At 63.1% G+C, this 24,555-nt stretch carries 27 protein-coding genes and 1 tRNA gene; 20 read left to right on the top strand and 8 right to left on the bottom strand.

The features are described from left to right. Nucleotides 1-2 precede the first annotated feature (2 nt). From Amn_RS15660 to Amn_RS15610, 11 genes are all read left to right on the top strand, one after another. Nucleotides 3-188 carry a hypothetical protein gene (locus Amn_RS15660; RefSeq protein WP_067961615.1) on the top strand — a complete coding sequence of 62 codons (186 nt, stop codon included), beginning with the start codon at nucleotides 3-5 and terminating at the stop codon, nucleotides 186-188. A gap of 65 nt (nucleotides 189-253) precedes the next feature. Beyond that, nucleotides 254-1,054, top strand: coding sequence for a segregation and condensation protein A (locus Amn_RS15655; protein ID WP_067961616.1), 801 nt, complete (start codon nucleotides 254-256; stop codon nucleotides 1,052-1,054). Further along, the gene (scpB, locus tag Amn_RS15650) at nucleotides 1,051-1,785 is read left to right on the top strand and encodes an SMC-Scp complex subunit ScpB (protein WP_286290282.1); all 735 of its coding nucleotides are present in this window, start codon (nucleotides 1,051-1,053) and stop codon (nucleotides 1,783-1,785) included. Before Amn_RS15655 ends, scpB begins: the two co-directional genes overlap by 4 nt. A gap of 39 nt (nucleotides 1,786-1,824) precedes the next feature. Then, entirely contained in the window at nucleotides 1,825-2,928 is a 1,104-nt protein-coding gene (locus Amn_RS15645; protein WP_286290279.1) for an ABC transporter ATP-binding protein, read from the top strand. A gap of 35 nt (nucleotides 2,929-2,963) precedes the next feature. Then, nucleotides 2,964-3,182, top strand: coding sequence for a twin-arginine translocase TatA/TatE family subunit (locus tag Amn_RS15640; RefSeq protein WP_115732237.1), 219 nt, complete (start codon nucleotides 2,964-2,966; stop codon nucleotides 3,180-3,182). A gap of 32 nt (nucleotides 3,183-3,214) precedes the next feature. After that, nucleotides 3,215-3,919, top strand: coding sequence for a Sec-independent protein translocase protein TatB (tatB, locus tag Amn_RS15635; protein ID WP_067961621.1), 705 nt, complete (start codon nucleotides 3,215-3,217; stop codon nucleotides 3,917-3,919). Beyond that, nucleotides 3,916-4,806: a twin-arginine translocase subunit TatC gene (gene tatC, locus Amn_RS15630; RefSeq protein WP_067961623.1), complete on the top strand. Its 891-nt coding sequence runs from the start codon at nucleotides 3,916-3,918 to the stop codon at nucleotides 4,804-4,806. The genes tatB and tatC overlap by 4 nt, the downstream gene beginning before the upstream one ends. Nucleotides 4,807-4,861: 55 nt before the next feature. Continuing rightward, the gene (gene serS / locus Amn_RS15625) at nucleotides 4,862-6,166 is read left to right on the top strand and encodes a serine--tRNA ligase (protein WP_286290274.1); all 1,305 of its coding nucleotides are present in this window, start codon (nucleotides 4,862-4,864) and stop codon (nucleotides 6,164-6,166) included. A 1-nt stretch (nucleotide 6,167) separates the two neighbouring features. Continuing rightward, a complete protein-coding gene (gene surE / locus Amn_RS15620; RefSeq protein WP_286290272.1) occupies nucleotides 6,168-6,926 on the top strand; it encodes a 5'/3'-nucleotidase SurE in 759 nt (252 codons plus the stop codon). Then, the gene (locus Amn_RS15615) at nucleotides 6,923-7,576 is read left to right on the top strand and encodes a protein-L-isoaspartate(D-aspartate) O-methyltransferase (RefSeq protein WP_154384054.1); all 654 of its coding nucleotides are present in this window, start codon (nucleotides 6,923-6,925) and stop codon (nucleotides 7,574-7,576) included. Before surE ends, Amn_RS15615 begins: the two co-directional genes overlap by 4 nt. Nucleotides 7,577-7,754: 178 nt before the next feature. After that, nucleotides 7,755-9,053 carry a peptidoglycan DD-metalloendopeptidase family protein gene (locus Amn_RS15610; protein WP_286290269.1) on the top strand — a complete coding sequence of 433 codons (1,299 nt, stop codon included), beginning with the start codon at nucleotides 7,755-7,757 and terminating at the stop codon, nucleotides 9,051-9,053. Nucleotides 9,054-9,189: 136 nt separating this feature from the next. Here the strand turns inward: Amn_RS15610 and Amn_RS15605 are convergent, their stop codons facing one another. Further along, nucleotides 9,190-10,062, bottom strand: a complete 873-nt coding sequence (locus Amn_RS15605) for an ATP-binding protein (RefSeq protein WP_154384056.1) — start codon at nucleotides 10,060-10,062, stop codon at nucleotides 9,190-9,192. 181 nt (nucleotides 10,063-10,243) lie between these two features. Here Amn_RS15605 and yajC point away from each other — a divergent pair, with 181 nt between their 5' ends. From yajC to Amn_RS15575, 6 genes are all read left to right on the top strand, one after another. After that, complete coding sequence (gene yajC, locus Amn_RS15600) at nucleotides 10,244-10,585, top strand: preprotein translocase subunit YajC (RefSeq protein ID WP_067961635.1); 342 nt, start codon at nucleotides 10,244-10,246, stop codon at nucleotides 10,583-10,585. A 50-nt stretch (nucleotides 10,586-10,635) separates the two neighbouring features. Further along, the gene (gene secDF, locus Amn_RS15595) at nucleotides 10,636-13,191 is read left to right on the top strand and encodes a protein translocase subunit SecDF (protein WP_286290255.1); all 2,556 of its coding nucleotides are present in this window, start codon (nucleotides 10,636-10,638) and stop codon (nucleotides 13,189-13,191) included. Nucleotides 13,192-13,194: 3 nt separating this feature from the next. After that, nucleotides 13,195-13,581, top strand: a complete 387-nt coding sequence (locus Amn_RS15590) for an Mth938-like domain-containing protein (RefSeq protein ID WP_067961638.1) — start codon at nucleotides 13,195-13,197, stop codon at nucleotides 13,579-13,581. Nucleotides 13,582-13,615: 34 nt separating this feature from the next. Next, nucleotides 13,616-14,416 carry a phytoene/squalene synthase family protein gene (locus tag Amn_RS15585; protein ID WP_286290252.1) on the top strand — a complete coding sequence of 267 codons (801 nt, stop codon included), beginning with the start codon at nucleotides 13,616-13,618 and terminating at the stop codon, nucleotides 14,414-14,416. 82 nt (nucleotides 14,417-14,498) lie between these two features. Continuing rightward, entirely contained in the window at nucleotides 14,499-14,936 is a 438-nt protein-coding gene (locus tag Amn_RS15580) for a hypothetical protein (protein WP_067961640.1), read from the top strand. Then, a complete protein-coding gene (locus Amn_RS15575) occupies nucleotides 14,936-15,886 on the top strand; it encodes a sterol desaturase family protein (RefSeq protein ID WP_286290249.1) in 951 nt (316 codons plus the stop codon). Before Amn_RS15580 ends, Amn_RS15575 begins: the two co-directional genes overlap by 1 nt. A gap of 17 nt (nucleotides 15,887-15,903) precedes the next feature. Here the strand turns inward: Amn_RS15575 and Amn_RS15570 are convergent, their stop codons facing one another. Then, a complete protein-coding gene (locus Amn_RS15570; RefSeq protein WP_286290247.1) occupies nucleotides 15,904-16,422 on the bottom strand; it encodes a GNAT family N-acetyltransferase in 519 nt (172 codons plus the stop codon). A gap of 10 nt (nucleotides 16,423-16,432) precedes the next feature. Next, a complete protein-coding gene (trmFO, locus tag Amn_RS15565; RefSeq protein ID WP_286290246.1) occupies nucleotides 16,433-17,842 on the bottom strand; it encodes a methylenetetrahydrofolate--tRNA-(uracil(54)-C(5))-methyltransferase (FADH(2)-oxidizing) TrmFO in 1,410 nt (469 codons plus the stop codon). Nucleotides 17,843-17,932: 90 nt separating this feature from the next. Between trmFO and Amn_RS15560 the strand changes: the two genes are divergently transcribed. Continuing rightward, nucleotides 17,933-18,529, top strand: a complete 597-nt coding sequence (locus Amn_RS15560) for a hypothetical protein (protein ID WP_286290244.1) — start codon at nucleotides 17,933-17,935, stop codon at nucleotides 18,527-18,529. A 570-nt stretch (nucleotides 18,530-19,099) separates the two neighbouring features. On the opposite strand, the gene Amn_RS15555 is transcribed toward Amn_RS15560, so the two are convergent. Both Amn_RS15555 and Amn_RS15550 read right to left on the bottom strand, forming a co-directional pair. Next, nucleotides 19,100-19,240, bottom strand: coding sequence for a DUF1127 domain-containing protein (locus tag Amn_RS15555; protein ID WP_018427695.1), 141 nt, complete (start codon nucleotides 19,238-19,240; stop codon nucleotides 19,100-19,102). Nucleotides 19,241-19,290: 50 nt separating this feature from the next. Further along, nucleotides 19,291-19,431: a DUF1127 domain-containing protein gene (locus Amn_RS15550; protein ID WP_082496386.1), complete on the bottom strand. Its 141-nt coding sequence runs from the start codon at nucleotides 19,429-19,431 to the stop codon at nucleotides 19,291-19,293. A 222-nt stretch (nucleotides 19,432-19,653) separates the two neighbouring features. Here Amn_RS15550 and Amn_RS15545 point away from each other — a divergent pair, with 222 nt between their 5' ends. Further along, complete coding sequence (locus tag Amn_RS15545; RefSeq protein WP_067966482.1) at nucleotides 19,654-20,757, top strand: DUF2157 domain-containing protein; 1,104 nt, start codon at nucleotides 19,654-19,656, stop codon at nucleotides 20,755-20,757. Then, nucleotides 20,754-21,365: a GDYXXLXY domain-containing protein gene (locus Amn_RS15540; protein WP_182574082.1), complete on the top strand. Its 612-nt coding sequence runs from the start codon at nucleotides 20,754-20,756 to the stop codon at nucleotides 21,363-21,365. Before Amn_RS15545 ends, Amn_RS15540 begins: the two co-directional genes overlap by 4 nt. 30 nt (nucleotides 21,366-21,395) lie before the next feature. Here Amn_RS15540 and Amn_RS15535 read toward each other — a convergent pair whose 3' ends face one another. The 3 genes from Amn_RS15535 to Amn_RS15525 all read right to left on the bottom strand — a co-directional run bounded on the left by Amn_RS15535 (nucleotide 21,396) and on the right by Amn_RS15525 (nucleotide 24,441). Continuing rightward, the gene (locus Amn_RS15535; RefSeq protein WP_182574081.1) at nucleotides 21,396-22,967 is read right to left on the bottom strand and encodes a glycosyltransferase; all 1,572 of its coding nucleotides are present in this window, start codon (nucleotides 22,965-22,967) and stop codon (nucleotides 21,396-21,398) included. A 93-nt stretch (nucleotides 22,968-23,060) separates the two neighbouring features. Further along, nucleotides 23,061-24,305 carry a glycosyltransferase family 4 protein gene (locus tag Amn_RS15530; protein WP_182574080.1) on the bottom strand — a complete coding sequence of 415 codons (1,245 nt, stop codon included), beginning with the start codon at nucleotides 24,303-24,305 and terminating at the stop codon, nucleotides 23,061-23,063. A gap of 51 nt (nucleotides 24,306-24,356) precedes the next feature. Continuing rightward, nucleotides 24,357-24,441 (bottom strand) — tRNA-Leu (locus Amn_RS15525). Nucleotides 24,442-24,555 lie beyond the last annotated feature (114 nt).

The following is a 24,555-nucleotide window of genomic DNA, read 5'->3' as shown; positions in this document are numbered from 1 at the left end:
GCATGACCGAATCACCGCCTGACACGTTGGGGACGCGGCTTTCTGGGGATTACCGGGCAAAGACCGCGGCAATCCTTGCGGCGGATGCCGATCTTGTCCTTCACTGCAAAATCGCCGGCAAGTTGCATGCCCGCGCTGAAACCGTGCAGCAGGCGGAATTCGGACACACTTTCGAGGCAGTTGCATAGCCTCTCAAGGAGAAGGCACGGAATTGGCGGAAGCATTGGAAAGCAAGGCGCAAAAGCCAGCACCGATGGACCGTCTGTGGGCGGAGAACGCTGACGACCGCATGACTGACGATCCGTCGCTGGTCGTTGACGTCGCCGGCTTCGAAGGCCCGCTCGATCTTCTGCTGCACCTGGCGCGCAGCCAGCGTGTCGATCTGTCGCGCATTTCCATCCTGGCCCTCGTCGAGCAGTACCTGACCTTCGTCTCGCAGGCGCGGGCCCTGAGGCTGGAGCTCGCCGCCGACTATCTGGTCATGGCGGCATGGCTCGCCTTCCTCAAGTCCAAGCTTTTGATCCCCAAGTTGCCGGGCGACGAGGGCGAGAGCGGTGAAGAGCTGGCCGCCGTGCTGCAATTCCGCCTGAAGCGCCTGGAAGCGATGCGCGATGCCGCCTCTCGGCTGGTCAACCGCAACCGGCTCGGTCGCGATGTCTTTCAGCGCGGCGCCCCCGAACTGGTCATCATCGACAAGCGCAACGAGTACTCGGCCTCGTTATTCGATCTCTTGAGCGCCTATGCCGGCCAGCGCCAAAGGCAGGCGATTACCAATGTGCAGATCGCCAAGCGCGGTGTCTGGTCGCTGAAGGCAGCACGCGAGATCCTGACCCGCATGGTCGGCGAACTGAAGGACTGGACTGCGCTCGATCATTTCCTGATCCGCTACATGACCAGCCCCGAAGAGCGTGCAACGGCGATCGCCAGCTCGTTTGCCGCCAGCCTGGAAATGGTCCGCGACGGGACCGTCGAAATCCGTCAGCACGAGCCGTTTGCGCCGATCTACCTGCGCGAACGCCAGGCCGCGGCCCCGCAGACCGAAGGTGCGTCATGACCGAAGGATCAAATGTCGCCCCGTTTGCCCTCGACGACGAGGACGAGGAGACTGTCGAGCGCAACCCGGCGGCACGGCTGCATCTGGCCGAGGCCGCGCGCATGGCGGAAGCCATCGTTTTCGCCAGCGCCGAGCCGGTGAGCGAACGGCAGCTTGTCGCGCGCTTGCCGGAAGGCATCGACGTTCCCGCCGCCATGGCCGAGTTGCAGCGCATCTACGAGCGGCGCGGCGTCAATCTGGTCAAGGTTGCCGATTCCTGGGCGTTCCGTACTGCCGGCGATCTTGCCTTCCTGATGAGCCGCGACACCATCCAGCAGAAGAAGCTGTCGCGCGCCGCCCTCGAAGTGCTGTCGGTCATCGCCTACCATCAGCCTGTGACCCGCGCCGAGATCGAGGATATCCGCGGCGTCGAGACCTCGAAGGGCACGCTCGACACCCTGATGGAAACCGAATGGGTGCGCATGCGCGGCCGGCGCAAGACGCCGGGCCGGCCGGTGACCTATGGCACGACCGACAAGTTCCTCGATCATTTCGGCCTGGAGGAGATCCGCGATCTGCCCGGCATGGAAGAGCTGAAGGGGGCAGGGCTGTTGTCGTCGCGCATGCCGCCCGGCTTCTCGGTGCCGCTGCCGCCGTCCGATCCTGACCTGCTCACCGACGACGAGGACCCGCTCACCGACATCGACCTGGAAGAGCTCGGCCTGTTGACACCCCGCGCCACAGATGATTGACCCGCGCCGGTGTGGAACCGGCAGCAGGAGGTCGATCCTGTGACGACAAATCAAACCCAGACGGCAGCGCGTGTCACTGCGGGCGTGACCTTCGCCGCGCGGTTGGCTTTTGAGGACATTCGCCATTCCTTCGGCAATGGCTCGGAGACGCTGCGCGAGGTCAGTCTTGCCGCCGAGCCGGGCGAGGTGCTGTGCCTTCTAGGGCCGTCGGGCTCAGGCAAGACGACGCTGCTCCGGATTGCCGCCGGCATCGAGGCGCAGACCTCCGGGCGCGTACTGCTGAACGGCAAGGAAATCGCTGGTCCTCAGGTGTTCCTGCCGCCGGAACAGCGCTCTATCGGCCTGGTGTTCCAGGATTTTGCGCTGTTTCCGCATCTGACCATCCTCGACAACGTCCGCTTCGGGCTGACCGCGCTGTCGCGCGAGGAGGCCAGGAGGGAAGCGCTGATCGCGCTCGCCCGCGTCGGGCTCGAACATTACGCCGACAACTATCCGCATGCATTGTCGGGCGGCGAACAGCAGCGCGTGGCTCTAGCTCGCGCGTTGGCGCCGCGACCGGCGGTCCTGTTGATGGACGAGCCGTTCTCCGGGCTTGATTCGCGCCTCAAGGATTCGGTGCGCGCCGAAACCCTGGCGATCCTGCGCGAAAGCCGGGCGACTGCCATCGTCGTTACCCACGATGCCGAAGAAGCGATGCGCATGGGCGACCGCATCGCGCTGTTGAAGGACGGCAAGCTGGTACAGACGGGCAGGGCGGAAGACCTCTACCTCAAGCCGGCAAACCTGTTCGTCGCCGGCTTCTTTTCCGAGCTCAACGTCTTTCCAGCCACTGTTCTGGACGGTTATGCCGCGACCCCGGTGGGCGAGGTCGAAACAGCCGTTTCAGACGGCGCGGACGTGCTTGTCGCCGTGCGCCTGACCGGCATCGACGTCAGCGAGGACACCGGCGAAACGCAGGCCCGCATCATTTCCAGGCGCTATCTAGGCGTCGTCGAACTGCTTGAACTCGCGGTGCCGGGCGCCGAGACGCCGGTGCGGGCGCGCATACGCTGCGGCGCTTTGTCCGCAAAAGCACGTGATATATGGCTGTCGCTTCGGAAAGCGGATGTTCTAGTGTTTGAATCCGGAAGCGAAAGAGCCTAGATCAATCGCAGGGAAACTGTTCAAGAGAGAGTTCAATGGGTTCGTTTTCAATCTGGCACTGGCTGATCGTTCTGGTCGTCGTGCTGCTGCTGTTTGGTCGTGGCAAGATCCCGGAACTGATGGGCGACATGGCCAAGGGCATCAAGAGCTTCAAGAAGGGTATGTCGGACGACGAAGCCGATGACTCCAAGACGGTCGAGCACCGCAATGATGAGACCGTGAACTCGACCAAGGAAAAGGCCAGCAAGAGCTGACCATCGTCTCTTGCTAGCCGGATCGCACCGACATGTTTGAAATCGGCTGGACCGAAATGCTGGTGATCGCGGTCGTCATGATCGTGGTCGTCGGCCCCAAGGATTTGCCCAAGATGCTCCGCACAATGGGGCGGATGACGGCCAAGGCTCGTTCCATGGCGGGCGATTTTCAGCGCCAGTTCAATGAGGCGCTGAAGGAAGCCGAGCTCGACGACGTCAAGAAGTCGGTCGACGAACTGCGCGGTCTCAACCCCGCGCAGCAGATCAGGAAGCAGCTCAATCCTTTCGAGCAGGCGGCTTCCGATGTGCGTGCCGGCCTCGACGCGGCGATGAAGCCGTCACAGCCGGCGCCGTCGGCTGATCCTGCCGTGGACGCAACGCATCCGGCCGAACCGCTGAAGAATGGCGCAACCGTCATGCCAGGCGTTGCCGGGCCGGACGCGATGCCTGCCACATCACCGGTGTTTCCGGCCGCCGAGGTCAAGGCCACGCCTGTTCCTGCGCCAGCGGTTGCAGCCAAAGCCGAAGAGCCGAAGGCAGCGACCAAGCCCAAGGCCGCGGCTAAAGCTGTTGCCGCGCCCAAGCTTGCCGCAAAAGCCCAGGCTTCGGTAGCAACGACCAAGGCACCCGTGGCCAAGTCCGCTCCGGCTAAGGCGCCGGTAGCCAAGGCAGCATCGGCCAAGGCTGTTGCGCCCAAAAAGACCGCCAAGACGACCAAAGCAGGAAAAGCCTCGTGAGCGCCGAAGACGACGAAATCGAGAAGTCCTCGGCGCCGCTGATCGAACATCTGGTCGAATTGCGCACCCGGCTGATGTGGTCCATCGGCGGTTTCTTCATCGCCTTCCTTGTCTGCTTCTTCTTTGCCAAGCAGCTGTTCAACCTGCTGGTCATCCCGTTCAAATGGGCGACCAACTGGGCCGGGCTCGATCCGCACAAGGTCGAGCTGATCTACACCGCGCCGCAGGAATTCTTCTTCACGCAGATCAAGCTCGCCATGTTCGGCGGCCTGGTGATTGCATTCCCTGTCATTGCCTCGCAGATCTACAAGTTCGTCGCACCCGGCCTCTACAAGAACGAGCGCGCGGCCTTCCTGCCGTTCCTGATCGCTTCGCCGGTGCTTTTCCTGATGGGCGCGTCGCTGGTCTATTTCTTCTTCACGCCGATGGTGATGTGGTTCTTCCTCGCCATGCAGCAGGCCGGCACCGACGACCAGGTGCAGATTTCTCTGCTGCCCAAGGTGTCGGAATATCTCAGCCTGATCATGACGCTGATCTTCTCCTTCGGCCTGGTGTTCCAACTGCCCGTCGTGACGACACTGATGGCGCGGGTCGGAATGGTCAGTTCGCAAGGGCTGGCCGAGAAGCGCAAATGGGCGATCGTCATCGCTTTCGTCGTTGCGGCAGTGCTCACCCCACCCGATCCGGTAAGCCAGATCGGCCTTGCCCTTCCCACGATCCTTCTTTACGAGATTTCCATCTGGACCGCCCGGATGATCGAAAAGAAGCGCGAACAGGAACGTGTGGCGCGCGAAAAGCAGGATGCGGACGACAGTGCCGCGGCCCCGCAATCGCAAGCAGCATCCACTTCGCTCGAAGGCACAGGCAGCGCCGACAAGGCCGGCTGACAGCCCGATCCGCCGGCGCGGTTGTTCGACAACTGCCGCGACCGGAAACTTTTAAATGCTTGATATCAAATGGATTCGCGAGAACCCTGAAGCTCTGATCGAAGCGCTGATGAAGCGCAGTCAGTCGGCGGATGCGGCAAAGTCGACGGTCGAGGACCTGATCGCAAAGGACGAGGCGCGGCGCGCCCATGTCTCGAAGTTGCAGGAAGCGCAGGAGCGCCGCAACGCCGCCTCGAAAGAGATCGGCAACGCCATGCGCAATGGTGATTCCGCCCTTGCCGAGAAGCTGAAAGCCGAAGTCGCCGAGATCAAGGGTTTCATCCAGGACGGCGAAGGCCGCGAGCGTGAGCTCGACAAGGCGCTCGACGCAGCCTTGGCCGTGATCCCCAACGTGCCGCTCGAAGACGTGCCCGTCGGCAAGGACGAAACCGGCAATGTCGTGCTGCGCACCGTCGGCAAGGTGTTGCCGCGCCCGAACTGGGTGAAGGAGCATTTCGAGATCGGCGAGGCGCTCGGCCTGATGGATTTCGAGCGCGCCGCGAAGCTGTCCGGGGCGCGCTTCACCGTGCTCAAGGGCCAGCTGGCCCGGCTCGAACGCGCCCTCGGTCAGTTCATGCTCGACCTGCACACGTCGGAACACGGCTACACCGAAGTGCAGCCGCCGCTTCTGGTGCGTGACGAGGTGCTGTTCGGCACCAACCAGCTGCCCAAGTTCGAGGAAGACCTGTTCTTCGTGCCGCATGGCGAGAGCCGGCTCGGCCTGATCCCGACCGCCGAGGTGCCGCTGACCAATCTGGTGCGCGAGGAAATCGTGGCCAACGAGCAGCTGCCGCTGCGCATGACGGCGTTGACACCGTGCTTCCGTTCGGAAGCAGGCTCTGCCGGTCGCGACACGCGTGGCATGCTGCGCCAGCACCAGTTCTACAAGGTCGAGCTGGTCTCGATCACGGACGCCGACAGTGCGCTGGCCGAACACGACCGCATGACCGAATGCGCTGAAGAGGTGCTGAAGCGCCTCGGCCTGCCGTTCCGCACCATGGTTCTGTGCACCGGTGACATGGGCTTCGGCGCGCGCAAGACACACGACATCGAGGTCTGGCTTCCCGGCCAGAACACCTATCGTGAAATCTCGTCCTGCTCGGTCTGCGGCGACTTCCAGGCGCGCCGCATGGATGCCCGCTACCGTCCGAAGGAAGAGAAGGGCACGCGTTTCGTGCACACGCTCAATGGTTCGGGCGTTGCCGTCGGCCGCGCGCTGATCGCCGTCATCGAGAATTACCAGAACGAGGATGGCAGCGTAACGATTCCTGAAGCGCTGCTGCCTTACATGGGTGGCCTGACCAAGATCGAAGCGAAGTGACATGCGCATTCTGCTGACCAACGACGACGGCATCCACGCCGAAGGCCTGGCTGTCCTGGAGCGGATCGCCAACCAGCTGTCGGACGATGTCTGGGTGGTGGCACCGGAAACCGACCAGTCGGGTTATGCGCATTCGCTGTCGATCTCGGAGCCGCTCAGGCTGCGCAAGATCAGCGACAAGCATTATGCCGTGAACGGCACGCCAACCGACTGCGTCATCATGGGCGCCCGCAAGATCCTGCCAGAGCCGCCGGACCTGATCCTTTCGGGCATCAATTCGGGTCTCAACGTTGCCGATGACGTGACCTATTCGGGCACGGTGGCGGGTGCCATGGAAGGTGCTCTGATCGGCATCCGCTCGATTGCGCTGAGCCAGGCCTATATCTATGAAAACGACGAACGCATCGTGCCTTACGAGACGGCCGAAGTGCTGGCCCCGGCCTTGCTGCGCAAGCTGATCGCCACGGAACTGCCGATCGGCGTGCTGCTCAACGTCAATTTCCCGAATTGCCCGCCCGAAGAGGTCACCGGACCTGTGGTCGCCAGCCAGGGCAAGCTTGCCTACGGCATCTGGGTCGAGGAGCGCCGCGACGGCCGCAGCCTGCCATATTACTGGCTGCGTTTCGGCCGCGATGAGCCGGAGGTGAAGCCGGGCACGGATCTGCACGCCGTGCGCAACAAGCAGATTTCGGTCACGCCGCTCAAGCTCGACATGACGGCGCATGAACTGCGCGATCAATTGGCCAAGGCTATTGCATGAATATGATGCCGGACGACCGTGAGGGCTTCGCCGCCTTTCTTCTTCGCCTGCGCGGGCGCGGCATCGTTCCGAAAAATCTGATCGCCGCCTTCGAGGCAACGCCCCGTCGCGACTTCCTCGCTGGCCAGTTCCATTCCATCGCCTGGTCGGACCGCATGCTGCCGATCGAATGTGGCGAGGCGATCGAAGGCGCCGATCTCCAGGCGGCGGTCATATCAGCGCTCAACATCGAACAGGGAAACCGTGTGCTCGAAGTCGGTACGGGTTCCGGCTACACAGCCGCGGTCATGGCGCGGCTTGCCGGCCGGGTCGTCACCGTCGAGCGTTTCAAAACCCTGACCGATCTGGCGCGCCAGCGCTTCGAGATGCTCGGCCTTGGCAATGCGCTGGTCCGCCAGGCCGACGGTTCGAACGGCCTGCCGGGCGAGGGGCCGTTCGACCGCATCGTCGTATGGGCTGCCTTCGACAGCCATCCGCGCATGTTCGTCGACCAGCTGTCGAGCGGCGGCACCATGATCGCGCCGATCGGCCCGGAAGAGGGCGAGCAGGTGTTGTGCAAGCTGACCAAGATCGGAAGCCGCTTCGAGCGCGAAGACCTCGGCGTCGTCCGCCTGCAGCCGCTGGCCCGCGGCGTCGCTGCCGTCATCTAAGTCGGCACCACCCACATCGCTGCTATCTGCGCGCAGCCGGGGCCTCCAGCCCGCCTCGGAAAGCGTCTTGTCGCGAGCTGGCGAAGCTTTTGATTTATTTGATCCTCTTAACCGGCCAGTAACATTAACGCGCTTTAATCAAGCCTAGTTGGTATCGGGTAAAGCGCGGGTCAGTGCGATGCGTTTCAGTATTTTGAAGGCGAATAGACGCTCTCTGGCGCGCGGCGGCGCCGTTCTGCTGGTTGCCGGCATGGCCGCAGGGTGCAGTTCCGGAGTGTCGCGATTTGGCGGCGGTGGTGTCGATGACATCTTCACCGCATCGACGCCGAACCAGCGTTCGATCATCAACCAGCAGCCGCAGCAGCAGCCATTCCCTGGCGATGCCCAGATGGCGACGCCGGTTGCCTCGGCCAGTGCCGGTTCGGTCAGTCGCGGCAGTCTGCAGCCGGTGTCGTCGCAGCCTCTGCCGGCACCGGTCGCCCAGGCGCCAGCGCTTGCTCCGGCTCCAGTTCGTACCGCCCAGGCTCCGGCTCAAGCCCCGGCATTGGCACCTGCGCTGGACAATAGGTCGACCGGCGCGATAGCCCAGCCGCAGACGGCGCAGGACAATACGCTCAAGGTTCCGGGCAAAAATCCGCAGCCGGCCACCTTGCCGAGCAACAAGGTTGCGGTGCTGCCGCAGCAGCCCAAGACCAAGGAAACCGCAACCGCGCAGCTCGGCTCGCCGACCGACAGCAATGCCAAGCCGGCAGGTGCCGGCGGCGGCTACAAGGTCGTCGAAGGCGATACGCTCAACCGTATCGCCAAGAAGCTCGGCGTGTCGACGGCGGCACTCAAGGAGGCCAACAGCCTGCAGGATGGCCGCATCCGGATCGGCCAGACGCTGAAGGTGCCGGCTGGCGGCGCGACCTCGACTGTTGCCAAGGCTGCACCCGCCGTCGACCCGGTCGTTACCGCAACCGCTGCCACAGCCGCTCCGAAGCCGGCCGTTGCCGCGGCCAAGCCTGCGGCCGAAGCTCCCGCCGTTGCCTACACGCCGCCGAAGAAGGACAAGCTGGTGCAGCAGGCCGAGGAATCGGCCGAGGCAGCGCCAAATGCCACCGGTATCGACCGCATGCGCTGGCCGGTGCGTGGCCGCGTCGTTTCCAACTACGGCAAGGGCGGCGGCAAGTCGAATGACGGCATCGACATCTCGGTGCCCGAAGGCACGCCGGTGAAGGCTGCCGAAAACGGTGTCGTCATCTATGCCGGCGACGGGCTCAAGGAATTCGGCAACACGGTGCTGGTGCGCCATGAGAACGGCCTCGTCACCGTCTATGGTCACGCAAGCTCGCTCAAGGTCCAGCGCGGCCAGAAGGTCAAACGTGGGGACGAGATCGCGCTGTCAGGCATGAGCGGTTCGACCGATGCCCCGAAGCTGCATTTCGAAGTGCGCAAGAACTCCACGCCGGTCGATCCGAGCGGCTACCTCGAATAGGCACTGGAGCCACGCATCGCTTTCCGAAAATCGTAAGGGGTTTTCGGATCGATGCCGGCGCGGGTCGCGTGACCTCCATCAGTCCCGCCATATCAGCCCGTCCCGACCAGGGGCGGGCATTTTTCGTTTGGAGGGTTCAGTCTTTCAGCGGTTGGCCCAGGCGGCCGGCGAGGTCCTGGATGAACTGCCAGGCAACGCGGCCCGAGCGGCTGCCGCGCGTCGTCGCCCACTCCAGCGCCTCGGCGCGCAGGGTCTCCGGATCATTGTCGAAGCCGTGGTAACGGGCATAGCCGTTGACCATCTCGAGATATTCGTCCTGCGAGCATTTGTGGAAGCCGAGCCACAGGCCGAAGCGATCGGAGAGCGAGACCTTTTCCTCGACAGCCTCCGACGGGTTGATCGCCGTCGAGCGCTCATTGTCGATCATGTCGCGCGGCAGGAGATGCCTGCGGTTCGACGTTGCATAGAAGATGACGTTGGCGGGCCTGCCCTCGACGCCGCCTTCGAGGGCCGCCTTGAGCGACTTGTACGAGGTGTCGTCATGGTCGAACGACAGGTCGTCGCAGAACAGGATGAAGCGAAAGGGCGCCGCCTTGAGAAGGTTCATCAGCTTGGGCAGGGTGTCGATGTCCTCGCGGTGGATCTCGATCAGCTTGAGCGGCGTTGCCGTCTTGCCCGAGGCGTTGATCGTGGCATGTGCTGCCTTGACCAGCGACGACTTGCCCATGCCGCGCGCACCCCACAAAAGCACGTTGTTGGCAGGCAGGCCGGCGGCGAAGCGCTCGGTGTTGTCGACGAGGATGTCGCGGACGCGGTCGACGCCCTTGATCAGGCCGATGTCGACGCGGTTGACCCGCAATACGGGTTCGAGAAAGCCCGGATCGGCCGCCCAGACATAGCAGTCGGCGGTGGCGATGTCGGTTTCGGGGACGGACGGAGGCGCAAGCCTGGTTACCGCAGCGATCAGAAGATCCAGCTTGGAGTTGAGCGCTTCGATGGTCTTTTCCATGGCCGATCCCGTTAGTCTCTAGACATTACCTGTGCGCGACGCTGTAACACGCTCAAATTGCGCGGAAAAGCGCCACGGCTTGGGCCAAGCGTAGTTGCATTGGTGGCATGAGCGACTATATTCCGCGCACATTTCCGGGGTCCCGATGTGCGGTATCCCGATACTTTCTCAGGAGACATTCATGTTCGTCACGCCGGCATACGCACAGGCCGCCACCGCGGGAGCGCCCGACGTTCTCATCAGCATCTTGCCGTTTGTGCTGATCTTCGTGGTCATGTATTTTCTGATCATCCGCCCGCAGCGCACCCAGTTGAAGAAGCGCGGCGAGATGCTTACGGCGATCCGCCGCGGCGATACGGTCGTCACCGGTGGTGGCTTCGTCGGCAAGGTGAGCAAGGTCATCGACGACCACGAGCTCGAGATCGATCTGGGCAATGGTCTCAAGGTGACGGCGCTGCGTGCGACGATTTCCGACGTTCGGGTCAAGGGCGAGCCGATCGCCAACCAGAACGCCAAGAAGTAATCGCAGGCGGGCGATAAGCACCGCGATCACGCCTTATTGGACGAGGCCAAATGCTCTATTTCTCGCGCTGGAAGACAATCTCGATCTGGGCCGTCGTGCTCCTCGGGGTGCTCTTCACCATCCCGAACATGCTGACCCAGTCTCAGCTCGATTCCCTTCCGGGGTGGTTTCCCAAGCGCGCACTGACGCTTGGCCTCGACCTGCAGGGCGGTTCGCACATCCTGCTGTCCATCGACCGGCAGGACCTGGTCGATGAACGCCTGCAGGCGACCCGCGACGACATCCGCACGCTGCTGCGCGACGCTAAGATCGGCTACACCGGCCTGACCGGCACCGGCACCACGGTGCAGGTGCGCATCAGCGATGTGAACGAGATCGATGCGGCCAAGACGGCGCTCGCGCCGTTGGTTGCGCCGTTGTCGTCGAGCATGTTCGGCACCGGTACCGTGAGCGAGCTGTCGCTCGAGGAGCCCGAGGCCGGGCTTCTGCGCTACACGCTGACCGAAGGCGGCATCGACTACCGCGTCAACAATGCCGTGACCCAGTCGATCGAGGTCATCGGCCGCCGCGTCAACGAGCTCGGCACCACCGAGCCGATCATCCAGCGCGCCGGCGCCGACCGCATCCTGGTCCAGGTTCCGGGCCTTCAGGATCCGACCCGTCTCAAGGAAATCCTCGGCAAGACCGCCAAGCTGACCTTCCAGATGGTCGACCAGTCGATGTCGCCGCAGGAGGCCCTGCAGGGCCGCCCGCCGGCAGGCTCGACGGTCATGTATTCGCAGGACGATCCGCCCGTTCCCTATCTGATCGAAAACCGCGTCATCGTGTCGGGTGAAAACCTGACCGACGCGCAGGCGACCTTCGACCAGCGCACCTCGGAAGCCGTCGTTTCCTTCCGCTTCGACGGCAAGGGCGCATCGCGCTTCGGCCAGGCCACCCAGCAGAATGTCGGTCGCCTGTTTGCCATCATCCTCGACAACCAGGTGATCTCGGCACCGCGCATCAACGAGCCGATCCTCGGCGGTTCGGGTCAGATTTCCGGCAGCTTCACCGCTGAAAGCGCCAATGATCTGGCAGTGCTGCTGCGCGCCGGTGCGCTGCCCGCCGACCTCACCATCGTCGAGGAACGCACCGTCGGTCCGAGCCTTGGCGCCGACTCGATCGCCGCCGGCAAGTTCGCCTCGGTCATCGCAGGCATCCTCGTCGTCGGCTTCATGCTGGTCGCCTATGGCACGCTCGGCATTATCGCCAACATTGCGCTTGCCGCCAACGTGGCGCTCATCATCGCGATCCTGTCCATCCTGGGTGCCACGCTGACCATGCCCGGCATTGCCGGCATCGTGCTGACCGTCGGCATGGCGGTCGACTCCAACGTCATCATCTACGAACGCGTGCGCGAAGAGCGGCAACTCGGCCGATCCCTGGTACAGTCGCTGGACTCGGGTTTTGCCCGCGCGCTGGCGACTATCGTCGACGCCAACTTCACCACCTTCATCGCCGCCCTGATCCTGTTCTATCTCGGTTCGGGTCCGGTTCGCGGCTTCGCTGTCACGCTCGCCATCGGCATCTTAACGACCGTTTTCACCGCCTTCACCCTGACCCGCTGGCTGGTTTCGATCTGGCTGCGCCGCGCCAAGCCCAAGGAACTGCCCAAGGGCCTGGTGCGCTTCGTGCCCGACAACACCAGCTATCCGTTCATGTCTTGGCGGCGCCATGCCTTCACCCTGTCCGCAGCGGCGTCGATCCTGGCGGCCGTGCTGTTCTTCTCGATCGAGATGAATTACGGCATCGACTTCCGCGGCGGCACCAGCATCGAGGTGCAGTCCAAGAGCGGTACCGCTGACTCGGCCGCCGTCCGCGCCAGGCTGAGCGAGCTCAACCTCGGCGACGTTCAGGTGCAGGAGTTCGGCGCCAACAACACGCTGCTGATCCGCGTCGAGGGGCAGAATGCCGGCGACAATGCCGAGCAGAGCGTGGTCGAGAAGGTGCGCGGCGAGCTTTCCGCCGAGTACGATTTCCGGCGCGTCGAATCGGTTGGACCGACGGTGTCGAGCGAACTGGCCTGGTCGGGAACGATCGGCGTGCTCGCCGCCATGCTGGCGATGCTGATCTATATCTGGTTCCGCTTCGAATGGCAGTTCGCGCTCGGTGCGATCATCGCGACTGTGCACGACGTGACGATGATGGTCGGGCTCTATGTCATAACCGGCATCGAGTTCAATCTGACCAGTATCGCGGCGATCCTGACGATCGTCGGCTATTCGATCAACGATACCGTCGTCGTGTATGACCGCGTCCGAGAAAACCTGCGCAAGTACAAGAAGATGCCGATCGAGCAGCTGCTCGACCTGTCGATGAACCAGACGCTGTCGCGTACCGTGCTGACCGGCGTGACGACGCTGTTGGCCCTGGTTTCGCTCTACCTGTTCGGTGGCGAGGTCATTCAGTCGTTCACGCTGGCGATGATCTTCGGCATCCTGGTCGGCACCTACTCGTCGATCTTCGTCGCTGGTCCGCTGCTGATCCTGTTCAAGCTGCGGCCTGAAGGCGCGGACGACATGGGCAAGCCGGCCGTGCCGGCCGGTGCCCAGCCGACCAAGTCGTAAGCCATGGCGGGAATGATCATCCGCGAGGCGCATTTCCCGGGACGGGCGCCCGTCGACGCTTATGGCGACGGTGGCTTCCGTTTCGCCGACATGTCGCATCGCGGATCGATCCTGTGCCTGCCGTCAGGCATCTATGGCTGGCAGCCGGCCGATGCGCAGGCGCTGCAGCCGTCCGATTTCGACAAGCTGTTCGCCGAGGCAGGGGCTGTGGAGATCCTGCTCGTCGGAATGGGTAAGGAGTTGCGCCGCCTGCCGGAAGCGTTGCGCGCCGCGCTGAAGGCCGCCGGGATCTCGGCCGACCCGATGTCGACGGGGGCAGCGGTACGCACCTACAACGTGCTGCTTGCCGAAGATCGCGCCGTCGCCGCGGCCTTCATTGCTGTCGACTGACGTGCACGGCGCAAACGACCCGGCGAAAGCCCTGATGGATACGGTGCGCGTTGCCGATCGCGACCGCTATCTTGCTGCGCTCTACGCCCCCGAGGACAAGCGGCCGGCGCTTCTGGCGCTCTATGCGTTCAACGCCGAGATTGCAGCCATCCGCGACCGCGTCAGCGAGCCGATGCCCGGTGAGATCAGGCTGCAATGGTGGCGCGACGTCATTGCCTCGGGCAGTCGGGAAGCCGGCGCCGGACATCCGCTCGCCTCAGCCTTGATGGCGGTGATCGAATCCTATCGTCTGCCTGTCGCGGCTTTCGACAACTACCTCGAAGCCCGTATCTTCGATCTCTATGACGACCCGATGCCGTCGCGAACCGACCTCGAAGGCTATTGCGGCGAGACTGCCTCGGCGCTGATCCAACTGGCTTCGCTGGTGCTCGATGCCGACGGCGCGCCGAAGCATGCGGAGCTTGCGGGCCATGCTGGTTGCGCCCAGGCGATCGCAGGGTTGCTGCGCCTGCTGCCGATGCACCGGGCGCGCGGCCAATGTTATGTGCCACGGGACATCCTTGCTGCGGCCGGCCTGACGCCGGAAGAGTTCGTCGCTGGCATCGACGACCAGAGATCGACTGTCGCGGTCCAGGCGATGATTGCCTTGGCGCGGGAGCATCTCCGTGCCTTCGAACGCGGCGCCAAGGCGTTGCCGCAGTCATTGCGGCCAGCCTTCCTGCCGATTGCGCTGACGCCTGCCTATCTCGACCGCGTCGAGCGCGGCAAAGATGGCATGTCTGTGCTGCGCAAGCATTTCGCCATGGTCGCGACAGCTTCCCGTGGGTGGCGCTAGACTATCGTTGACGTAAACGTCAACGATGCTAGTCTGCCGCTGAAATCGCCTGGAGAGCGGTTTCGGGAGGACATCTGTTATCATGAGCTTGCCAATACTGGTGGCGATGGTCGTCGTCGGCATATCAGCGGTAGTGGCTGCCGTGCATCTTAGTGGCGGCAGTGCAAAGGCGCAGCTGGCGGGCACGGACCATGCGCTGCAGCGGTTTGCCACTGACTTTCCTGATGTCGCGTCTCGCGCGGTGCTGCTGACCGAGGACGGCGGCACGGCGTTCCTGCAGCTCGACAACGGCTCCGTCGGTATCGTCCGCGGCATCGGTGACAAGTTTCTCACGCGTATCGTGACCGGGGCCGATGTGGCGGCCGTAACTGTCCGCGATGACAGGACCGTAGCGCTGAGCTTGCTCGACTTCACCTGGAAGGGCGGAGACTTCCGCTTCACGGATGCCGAGGCTGCCGGCGCTGTGGTCGCCGCGCTTTCGGGCAGATCAGGCGCAAGCGGCGAAGGGGATAAGGCGTGATGGAGAACTACGATTTTCCCAAGGTCACGGAGCTTGCGATTCCGTTCTTCGTGATCGCGATCCTGATAGAGCTTTGGCTTGTTCGCACAGGCCGGGCGAAGGGTGCTTTCGAAACGCGTGACACGCTGACGAGCCTGATGATGGGCACAGGAAACGTGGTTGCCGGCCTTTTGCTCGGCGTCGTGTCTTACTGGGCTCTGCTCTGGGTCTGGCAATTCAGGGTCTTCGACCTTGGCCTGTCGCTCTGGGTGTTCATCACAGCCTTCCTGCTCGATGACCTGCGCTACTACTGGTACCATCGCATCGCTCACCGCGTGCGCTGGGTCTGGGCCGAGCATGTGAACCACCATTCGAGCCAGCACTACAATCTGTCGACCGCGCTCAGGCAAAGCTGGACCGGCCTGTTCACCGGCATGTTCATCCTGCAGATGCCATTGGTGCTGCTCGGCTTCCACCCGGCGGTTATCGCCTTCGTCTTCGGCTTCAACCTGGTCTGGCAGTTCTGGATCCACACCGAGGCCATCGGCAGGATGTGGGCGTGGTTCGAGTTCATCTTCAACACGCCGTCACATCATCGGGTGCACCACGCCACCAACCCGCGTTACCTTGACGCCAATTTTGCCGGCACGCTGATCATCTGGGATCGCATGTTCGGCACTTTCGTCGAGGAACGGGAAGAGGACCTGCCGCGCTACGGTATCGTCCACAACATCGGCACCTTCAATCCGGTCCGCGTCGCCTTCCATGAATGGATTGGCATGTTCAAGGACGCATTCGCGTCCGGGCTCAGCCTGCGCCAGCGCCTCGGTTACCTGTTCATGCCGCCGGGCTGGAGCCATGACGGCTCGCGCGAGACCTCGGAAAGCCTGAAAGCCGCCTATGTCAGGCGCAATCCCGGCGAAGCGGGCAAGCCGGGGCTGCCTGAAGCGGGGCCGATACTTGGCGAGTGACCTCGCGCGCGTGAGCGCTAGGACGAGACGTACCGCTCGCGCCGCGTGAAGAACAGGAATCGATCAAGCCCGCGGGCGTTGACGTAGGAGCGGACGTCATGGTGCAGGCGCCGGGCGACGCTGACCGATGACGCATTGTCGGTGGCGACAATCGAGCCGATCAGGGGCTCGGTGGTCCTGGCGAAACCGAAAGCCATGGCGGCGCGGGCGGCTTCGAGCGCGTAGCCGCGTCCGCGCCATTGCGACGCTATGTGATAGCCGATTTCCAGCACGCGGGTGCCGCCGGCATCCTGCCAGGTCGGGCCGCAATCGCCGATCAGCGCACCACTGGTCTTGTCGATGATTGCCCACAGGCCAAAACCGTCGCGCTGGTAGCGTTCGCGGTTGCGGTCGATCCACTCTATCGCCGCGGCCTCGTTCGTCATCTCCGGATAGAAACGATGGGCATAATCGTCATTGAAGACGGACTGGATCGCGACGGCGTCGCCGCGTTCCATTTCCCTGAGCGTCAGCCGTTGCGTTTCCGCAAGCGCCATGGCCTGATGCCTACTCCGCGGCCTGTGCCGCGGGGGCAAGGCCGAGCCAGGCGCGGCAGTCGACGAGCGCGCGCGCCGTCATCGCCTTCTTCTTGGCAACGGTCTTTTCCTTGCCGCGCAGGCGCTTGCCTTCGACTTTCGGCGCTTCCATGACCGGGAACAGGCCGAAATTGACGTTCATCGGCTGGAACGAGCGCTTGCCAGGCTCGTCGTCCGAGACGATGTGCCCGCCGGTGATGTGGTTGAGCAGCGCACCGAAGGCGGTGGTCACGGGTGGAGTGCTGATCTGTTGTCCCAAGCGCTGGGCGGCGGCGAAGCGGCCGGCCAAAAGCCCGATGGCAGCACTTTCGACATAACCCTCGCAACCGGTGATCTGGCCGGCAAAACGCAGGCCCGGTCGCGACGTGAGCTGCAGCGTCGGGTCGAGCAGGGTCGGCGAGTTGAGATAGGTGTTGCGGTGCAGGCCGCCGAGACGCGCAAATTCGGCGTTTTCCAGCCCCGGAATCATGCGCAGCACATTGACCTGCTCGCCATGCTTCAGCTTGGTCTGAAAACCGACCATGTTGTACAGTGTGCCGAGCGCATTGTCCTGGCGCAGCTGCACAACTGCATAGGCCTTCACAGTCGGGTTGTGCGCATTGGTCAGGCCCATCGGCTTCATCGGCCCGTGGCGCAGGGTCTCGCGACCACGCTCGGCCATCACCTCGATCGGCAGGCAGCCGTCGAAATAGGGCGTGCCTTCCCACTCCTTGAACTCGGCCTTCTGTCCATCGAGCAGCGCCTGGACGAAGGCGTCGTACTGCTCCTTGTCCATCGGGCAGTTGATGTAGTCCTTGCCGGTACCGCCGGGGCCGACCTTGTCGTAGCGCGACTGGAACCAGCAGACATTCATGTCGATGCTGTCGAAATGGATGATCGGCGCAATCGCGTCGAAAAAGGCGAGCGCGTCGGCACCGGTGCTGGCGGCGATCGCCTCGGCCAGCGAAGGTGCGGTGAGCGGGCCGGTTGCGATGATCGTCTGGTCCCAGTCCTCGGGCGGGAGGCCGGTGATTTCCTCGCGCACGATTGATATCAACGGATGCGCTTCGAGCCGTGCGGTGACGGCATTGGAGAAACCGTCGCGGTCGACGGCGAGCGCGCCGCCGGCGGGAACCTGGTTGGCGTCGCCGGCGCTCATGATCAGCGAGCCGGCAAGCCGCATCTCGGCGTGCAGCAGGCCGACGGCGTTGGTTTCGGCGTCATCCGAGCGGAACGAATTGGAACAGACAAGCTCAGCCAGGCCGTCGGTCTTGTGCGCGTCGGTGCCGCGCACGCCGCGCATTTCATGCAGGATGACAGGCACGCCGGCCGAAGCCACCTGCCATGCCGCTTCCGATCCGGCGAGACCGCCGCCGATGATGTGAATGGGTTTTGTGCTCATGGCGCCGGAATAATCCCTTGGCCAGGGGAATGCAACGATTGGGCGGCTTGCGAGTTGCAGCCGGTGCGGGACAATCACTAGGATCATGCCATGACGAGACGTTCGTTTGTTCTGTTTGCCGGCCTTGTTGCCATCATGGCCGGCAGTCCGGTCACTGACCGCGCCGTCGCGGCCCCGGCAACGTCCATCGACATCTGCCATGGCTATGGCTGCGCGTTTCGTTCGCGCCTCGATCTTGGCCTTGGTGATGACCGCAAGTTTGCATCGATCATGGCTGCCGGCCGTGCCACGCCGGAGGCCGAGCGCAAGGCGATCGCCCGGGCGGTCAGCTATTTCGAAAAGCGGGCGCAGCAAGTGACAGGCGTGCGCGATCAGCCACGCTCGGAGTTCGGCGCCTCGAAGATACGCGGACAGATGGATTGCGTCGATGAATCGACCAACACCGATGCATTGCTGCGCTACCTCGCGCGTCGCGGCCTGCTCCGCCACCACAAGGTGGAGGCACGCGATTCCAGGGGCTTCCTGCTCGATGGCCGCTATCCGCACTGGACTGCGGTGATCCGGGCCCCCGACGGCGTCAAATGGGTTGTCGATTCCTGGTATGCGCCGATGGGTGGCGCGCCCGACATCATCCGGCTCAACGACTGGAAGCAGCGTGGTGTGCTGGAAAGCGGCGCGCTGAACTAGGGCAGTTATCTCCCGAGATCGAAGGCGCGGCGCCAAAACGACAACACCCGCCGGGGGAGGACCGGCGGGTATTGGTTTTGGTGGTCAGCCTCTGGGAGGAGGAGGAAGCTGACCTATTCGCCTTTGCCGGGGAGGAGGTCGGCGCAGGCTGAATTCTGTTCGCCAATCGAAGAGGGCGACGCTCTCTACAACGCAGCGCGTCCATTTGGACGCGCAAAGGACGCTGTAGCACTTATGGTGGGTGCATAATCCTTTCCGAAAATCGATTTCGATATTCGGGGTCATGCACCGGGTAACAACACCTGCCGGGGGAGGAGGTCCGGCAGGTGTCGTTGTTGGTGGTCAGCTTATCGGGAGGAAGAAGCTGACCTATTCGCCTTTGCCGGGGAGGAGGTCGGCGCAGGCTGAATTCTGTTCGCCAATCGAAGAGGGCGAGGCTCTCGGGCTAACGACACCCGCCGGGGGAGGAGGATCCGGCGGGTGTGTTAAGGTGGTCAGCTCAATGGGAGGAGAAAGCTGACCAGATCCATCGGGGTCGGGGAGGAGGTCGACCCGGACGGAAAGCTTGAATTAGATTGCACGGCGGGCGATCGACTGGATCTCGCCACGATTGATGCCGAGATCGGCAAGCTGGCGGTTCGACAGACGGCCAAGCTCGTTCACCGTCTCGCGATATGCACGCCAGTTGCGGTAAGTGCGGAGCAAGTTCATTTCAGTTCTCTTTTCGGTTCGGACAGGTAGTTTGGGTAGATCGGCTTCGGTTAGATCGCCTTGCGAGCGACGAAGTGGATATCGCTGCGGGTAATGCCGAGGTCGGTCAGTTCACGGTTCGACAGGCGGCTCAGCTCGGAGACAGTGTCACGGTAGCGGCGCCAGTTGCGGTAATTGCGGATCAGGTTCATCTTCGTTTTCCGTTCGTCTTCTTTTCTCTTCTGTGTACGGGGCGTAGATAGGATGCCCTTGCCTAAAATTGAAGCGCTATGCTCGCATGGCAGCAATGCGTTTTGTGCATTGCAACATTAATGGGCATTAAGGCTTCGGTCATAATTGTGACCGAATCTGAAATTCGCCATGATGACAACGGCTTGGCCCTGGTGTGGGCCGTCGGGCAGGGGAAGCGACATATGGCGAGCTATGCCACCAAGGTGAAGAACGACATCGGCCGTTGGGTCGACAGCGGGCTCGTCGACCGCGCGACCGGTGACGCGCTGATCCGCGATGTCGAGACCAATGAGCGCAACGGGCTCAATTTCGGTTCGATCCTCGCCATGATGGCGGCTCTGCTGTTTGCGGCAGCGATCCTGATCCTTGTCGCGGCCAACTGGGAAGCAATACCGCGCCCGGCGCGAGTGGCCTCGCTGTTTGCCGTGATCTTCGCGGGTTATGTCGGCGGAGCCGTGCTCAAGCAGCGGGACCATGGCGGCTTCGCCGAAGCATTGTGGTTGATCGCTGCCGCGGCCTTTGGCGGTTCGATCGCGCTGATCGGCCAGATGTACCATTTCTCCGGCGACGAGGCGGCGGCGATCGTCACCTGGTCGATAGGCACGGCCATAGCCGCGGCCGCACTGCGTTCGAATGCCCTGACTGTCGCCGCCATCGGCATCGCCGACGCATGGCTGGTGACGAAGGGATTTGAGCTGTTCCGCCGCGCGGAGTTTCCGCATCTCTTCATTGTGTTCATGGCCGCATACTGGGCGCTGTCGTTCTGGACGCAGAGCCGCGCTGCGCGCCACCTGATCGCGCTGTCGGTCATTCTCTATGCGGTGCTGCTCGGCTTTCACTACGAGTCGCTGGAGGTCGGGCTGGTGCTTGCGCTGGTCTCGGCAGCGCTTCTCGCCGCTGCAGCGCTGGCACCTGCGGCTTCGGAGCGCATTGCCCAGCTTGGCGGGCGGCTGCCGCTGCACGCGCTGATCGGCTTCCTCTCCGGTATGGGCATGGTCCAGCTCGACCAGATGGATGATGCAGGCTTTGTCATCGCCGCTGCCGTGGCGCTGGCGGTCATCGCGGCCGTGATCGTCTTCCTCGGTCGCGAGAGTCGAGGCTTGCGCTGGATCGCCTATATCGGCTTCGCCTTCGAATTGGCGATCGTCTACATGGTGACGGTCGGCTCCATGTTGGGCACGGCAGGCTTCTTCTTCGCAGCTGCAATAATCCTCGCCGGCCTAGCTTATGCGATCATCCGCATCGAACGGCGCATGAAATCACAGCCAGCCCAGGGAGCCGCGTGATGACCCGCTACAAGCTCGTTGTCGCCGCCATTGTCGTGGCCCTGGCGCAAATCGGTTTCCTCGGCTGGATGATCGTCGGGCGCGCGGCGATCCTGCGCGACGGCAAGGAAATCCTGCTCAAGGTCGAGCCCGTCGACCCGCGCGACCTGTTGCGCGGCGACTATGTCAGGCTTGGCTACGACATCTCGCGCATTCCTGTCGAAATCGTCGAAAACCTACCACAGGGTGAAGCGGCGGCCGTGGAAGGATGGCCGATCGTCGTCCGCTTGAAGAAGGACGCTGATGGGTACTGGCGCGCCAAATCCGCCATGCTCACTACTGACTCGACGATCGCAAGCCCGGATGAGGTCGATCTTAGCGGCCAGGTCACCAATGCCTGGAGCCTGACGCCGGGTTCGACCATTAGCGTCGACTACGGCATCGAGCGCTTCTATGTGCCGGAGGGCGAAGGGTTGGCCATCGAGGAGGAGATGCGCAAGCGCAACTCCGGCGCGGAGCCCGAATTGCGCAGCTTCGGCATCAAGGTGGCGGTCGGCAGCGACGGCACCGGCCAGATCAAGGCACTGATGGACGGCGACACAATGCTGTTTGAGGAACCGCTCTATTAAGGCATCAAGACAGGGCAAGTCCGCTGGCGTTCACCAGGGGACGTGCAGTACTTCTATTTTAGGCAGCCCGAGCGGCACGACGCCGAGATCATTGGCAAGGGCAGCAAAGCCTTCTGTCTCGAGCAGGAACCTGTAGGGGATCTCGGGAAAGTTGAGGCCGCCGCGATGCAGCGCTGCGTCGACGAGCAGCATCGTGCCACCGACGCCGTCGAGGTTTACGCTGTCGAGATGGCGCAGGTCGCTAAGGTAAAGCCTGGTGTTTTCCTTGGCTGGAGGCTGGTAGAGGCCGCCGCGCAGCGCGCGGTAGTATCGGTAATCCCTTGGCTTTCGGAGAGTGGCAAAGCTGTTCATGTCGAAGCTGCCACCACCCGGCGCCACCGCGCAGTTGGGAACGACGATCCTGCCGCCCGAAGCGATCAGGCGCGATATGGCGTCCGAGGGATAACGCCAGACGTCGATATCGATCCACAGAGCCCAGTCGTCACTGGCATCGAGCCCGTGGCTGATGAGATGATTGCGGACGGCGGCAATGGCCGAGCGGCGCTTGCGTTGAAGGCTCGGCTTCCAGCGCTTCGCTCGTTCCATCTTGATGCCAAGGTCCTTCTTGAGCAGCACGATGTCGCGGTAGTTTCCCTTGAGTGCAGCGGTCGCTTCGGTCAGCCTTTCCCAACTGCCGTCGCTGCTGTCGCCTTCGCAGAACACCAGCTTTATGCACTCCTTGGGGTGGCCGAGCCGGGCGAGCGCTGCGAGGAAGGGTTCAATGTGGTCGGCGGCATCGCGCAATGGCACAAGTATCGCGATGTTGTTGCCCGAGGGCGGTAGGCGGTTGAGGGCAGCCGGGTCGACTGCCGCCTGTGCTGCGGCCAGGTCGAGCTGCTCGCCTTTGGTCAAGGCATGCCGCGCCTGATAGTAGCTTTGCCGCAACCGTGCCAGCAAAGACGGTGGTTTGGGTTTGATCCACCAGGTGCCGGCCCAGTGATGAATGGACAGGGTCGCGGTCGTGGCGGCGTCGGCCGAATTGCCGCTGCTGCCAGCCGGGCTGAAAAGTTCGTTCGGGTGGATCGCAAAGGCCGACTGATCGGGGAAACTCAGCTGCGCCGCCGTCAGAAGGCATGGGCCCGTGGCATCGAGAACGTCCCGCGCATCCTTGACCAAAGGCAGATAGGCAAGCAGGTGGGGCCAGAACGGGTGTCCTTTCGGGCTCGCCATCGTCCCGTTGAAGAGAAGGTGAGGCAGGTTGCGCATGCGCGTCTGCGCATCCGACTGACTTTGGGGTTCCTTGCACAGGACGACGCGGTTCTCGTCCAAAAGCCCGTCGAAGGGCGCCACGCATTCGCAGTCGATGTCGGCATAGACGCCACCGAAATGGTGCAGCAGCATGTAACGCGCAGCGTCCGCACGCTGGACGCCGACCTTGTAGCTGCAGTAGGTCTCAAGATAATCAGGATAGTGTTCGGCGACAAAGTCGAGCAGCATCCTGTCGCTCCACAAGATGTGCCGCCAGCCCGGATTGTGTTTCTCCCAACTCGTCGACCAGCTGAGGAATTTGTCGGGAATTCTGTCCGTCTTCCAGGTCTGGTGAAGAATTTTTGGAATTGTCATGCAAAGCCGATCAACTTCGTCTTTCAGTCATCCTGCATGTCATGGCATTATTAGACAAGGCTTATCAAGCTGATATCGAGAGTTTCTCGGATATCACGCGAGGCTGGATCTGACGGCCGCCGCGATGGCTTTCGGACCGAAGCGCTGCGTGACTGTTTCACGGGCACGGAGCCGCCGCGCCTGAAGCCAGTCGGTGTCCGTGCACAGCGCCGCCGCGCGCGCGGCGAGGTCGTCGTCGGTCTCGGCAAAGTCGATGTCGACACCGTCGACAAGGCCGAGGCCTTCCGCAGCCAGCCGGGTGGCCACGACCGGGAGGCCCCAGGCCATCGCTTCCAGTATTTTCAGCCGCGTGCCGCCGCCGCTGACCAGCGGTACGACGGCAAGATGCGCTCGGCGATAAAGCTCCGCAAGATCGTCTGGATTGGCTATCAGTTCGACATTGGGCAAGGCAGCCACGTCGCCAAGGCTGCGGTGCGGGTTGCGCCCGGCAATGACGAGCCTTGCGCCGCCGAGCGCGGCGTGCAGCCGCGGCAGGATTTGCGTTGCCAACCGCCGCGCCGCTTCGAGATTCGGCGGGTAGTTGAGGTGGCCGATGAACAGCAGCGTCGGCTGGCCCGTGGCCATTGCGGGCTGGTCGGCCAATTGTTCCGGGATGAGATCAAATCGGGGAACGCCATTCGGAACGACATCGGCAAGGGCACGCCCGCCGGACAGGTCGCGTAGTCTGTCGCGATCCTGCTCCGAGCAGACCCAGACCTTGTCCACCATGCGCAGCGACTGCAACTCGATGTCGCGCATGCGCCTGACATGGCGGGCCTTCTTTGAGAACAGCCCTCCCAGCCAGCCGGTTTTCGGCATCATCTGCCTGAAAAGGTCGGACTCTATGTTGTGCATGTCGAGCACGATCGTCGACGCCAGTGGGCGCAGATGCTCGAGGAGAGGAAACAGTGGAATACCCTCGACGACGATGGCATCGGGCTTGAAGTCGCGTGCCGCCGCCAGCAGGCGCGTAAGCGCGACTTGCGGGATGCGTGTGTCGATCGGGGTCCGGCGTTTGGCGAGGCGCGGCGAGGTTGCGGCCTCGGCTGCGTTGGCAAGGGCGAGTGTCGTGATCCTGTCGTCGTCGAGCGTCGTAGGTGCAGCTGGTGCGTGGACCGAGGTCGCCAGCACATCACCCAGCCCCGCAAGGGCCTGGACATTCTGCCAGTTGCGTAGATCCCCACCCGAAACGGGCGGCCACACCGCATCGGAGGCAATGAGCAGGCTGCGTCGCGGTCGGACCGGGCGATTGTTGTCGGCAGTGGAGGTGGTAGCTGGGGGATTTGTCGTTGCGTGCACGGCTCGATCACTCGCGATCAGAGGTTTCAGGTCCGCCGGGCAGAGCGTCTATGGTGCGGATGATAGGAGTCGAACCTACACGCCTCTCGGCACTGGAACCTAAATCCAGGGCGTCTACCAGTTCCGCCACATCCGCATGCGACCGCCAATCACATGCCGCCATCATTCTGTCAATCTCGGAGCCGAAATGACCCGGGCCGGGAGAAACCGCGAAGATAGTTGAAAATTGGCTTCGCCTGTGACAAAAGGC

Source organism: Aminobacter sp. Y103A (assembly GCF_030294925.1).
Classification (GTDB): Bacteria; Pseudomonadota; Alphaproteobacteria; order Rhizobiales; family Rhizobiaceae; genus Aminobacter; species Aminobacter ciceronei.
This window is presented reverse-complemented; position numbering and strand designations above follow the sequence as displayed.

Excerpts from the sequence above, each read along its gene's own strand:
- Amn_RS15660 (WP_067961615.1), top strand. The coding sequence starts at position 3 with ATGACCGAATCACCGCCTGACACGTTGGGGACGCGGCTTTCTGGGGAT.
- Amn_RS15655 (WP_067961616.1), top strand. The coding sequence starts at position 254 with ATGGACCGTCTGTGGGCGGAGAACGCTGACGACCGCATGACTGACGAT.
- scpB (WP_286290282.1), top strand. The coding sequence starts at position 1,051 with ATGACCGAAGGATCAAATGTCGCCCCGTTTGCCCTCGACGACGAGGAC.
- Amn_RS15640 (WP_115732237.1), top strand. The coding sequence starts at position 2,964 with ATGGGTTCGTTTTCAATCTGGCACTGGCTGATCGTTCTGGTCGTCGTG.
- tatB (WP_067961621.1), top strand. The coding sequence starts at position 3,215 with ATGTTTGAAATCGGCTGGACCGAAATGCTGGTGATCGCGGTCGTCATG.
- serS (WP_286290274.1), top strand. The coding sequence starts at position 4,862 with ATGCTTGATATCAAATGGATTCGCGAGAACCCTGAAGCTCTGATCGAA.
- surE (WP_286290272.1), top strand. The coding sequence starts at position 6,168 with ATGCGCATTCTGCTGACCAACGACGACGGCATCCACGCCGAAGGCCTG.
- Amn_RS15615 (WP_154384054.1), top strand. The coding sequence starts at position 6,923 with ATGAATATGATGCCGGACGACCGTGAGGGCTTCGCCGCCTTTCTTCTT.
- Amn_RS15610 (WP_286290269.1), top strand. The coding sequence starts at position 7,755 with ATGCGTTTCAGTATTTTGAAGGCGAATAGACGCTCTCTGGCGCGCGGC.
- Amn_RS15605 (WP_154384056.1), bottom strand. The coding sequence starts at position 10,062 with ATGGAAAAGACCATCGAAGCGCTCAACTCCAAGCTGGATCTTCTGATC.
- yajC (WP_067961635.1), top strand. The coding sequence starts at position 10,244 with ATGTTCGTCACGCCGGCATACGCACAGGCCGCCACCGCGGGAGCGCCC.
- secDF (WP_286290255.1), top strand. The coding sequence starts at position 10,636 with ATGCTCTATTTCTCGCGCTGGAAGACAATCTCGATCTGGGCCGTCGTG.
- Amn_RS15590 (WP_067961638.1), top strand. The coding sequence starts at position 13,195 with ATGGCGGGAATGATCATCCGCGAGGCGCATTTCCCGGGACGGGCGCCC.
- Amn_RS15585 (WP_286290252.1), top strand. The coding sequence starts at position 13,616 with ATGGATACGGTGCGCGTTGCCGATCGCGACCGCTATCTTGCTGCGCTC.
- Amn_RS15580 (WP_067961640.1), top strand. The coding sequence starts at position 14,499 with ATGAGCTTGCCAATACTGGTGGCGATGGTCGTCGTCGGCATATCAGCG.
- Amn_RS15575 (WP_286290249.1), top strand. The coding sequence starts at position 14,936 with ATGGAGAACTACGATTTTCCCAAGGTCACGGAGCTTGCGATTCCGTTC.
- Amn_RS15570 (WP_286290247.1), bottom strand. The coding sequence starts at position 16,422 with ATGGCGCTTGCGGAAACGCAACGGCTGACGCTCAGGGAAATGGAACGC.
- trmFO (WP_286290246.1), bottom strand. The coding sequence starts at position 17,842 with ATGAGCACAAAACCCATTCACATCATCGGCGGCGGTCTCGCCGGATCG.
- Amn_RS15560 (WP_286290244.1), top strand. The coding sequence starts at position 17,933 with ATGACGAGACGTTCGTTTGTTCTGTTTGCCGGCCTTGTTGCCATCATG.
- Amn_RS15555 (WP_018427695.1), bottom strand. The coding sequence starts at position 19,240 with ATGAACTTGCTCCGCACTTACCGCAACTGGCGTGCATATCGCGAGACG.
- Amn_RS15550 (WP_082496386.1), bottom strand. The coding sequence starts at position 19,431 with ATGAACCTGATCCGCAATTACCGCAACTGGCGCCGCTACCGTGACACT.
- Amn_RS15545 (WP_067966482.1), top strand. The coding sequence starts at position 19,654 with ATGGCGAGCTATGCCACCAAGGTGAAGAACGACATCGGCCGTTGGGTC.
- Amn_RS15535 (WP_182574081.1), bottom strand. The coding sequence starts at position 22,967 with ATGACAATTCCAAAAATTCTTCACCAGACCTGGAAGACGGACAGAATT.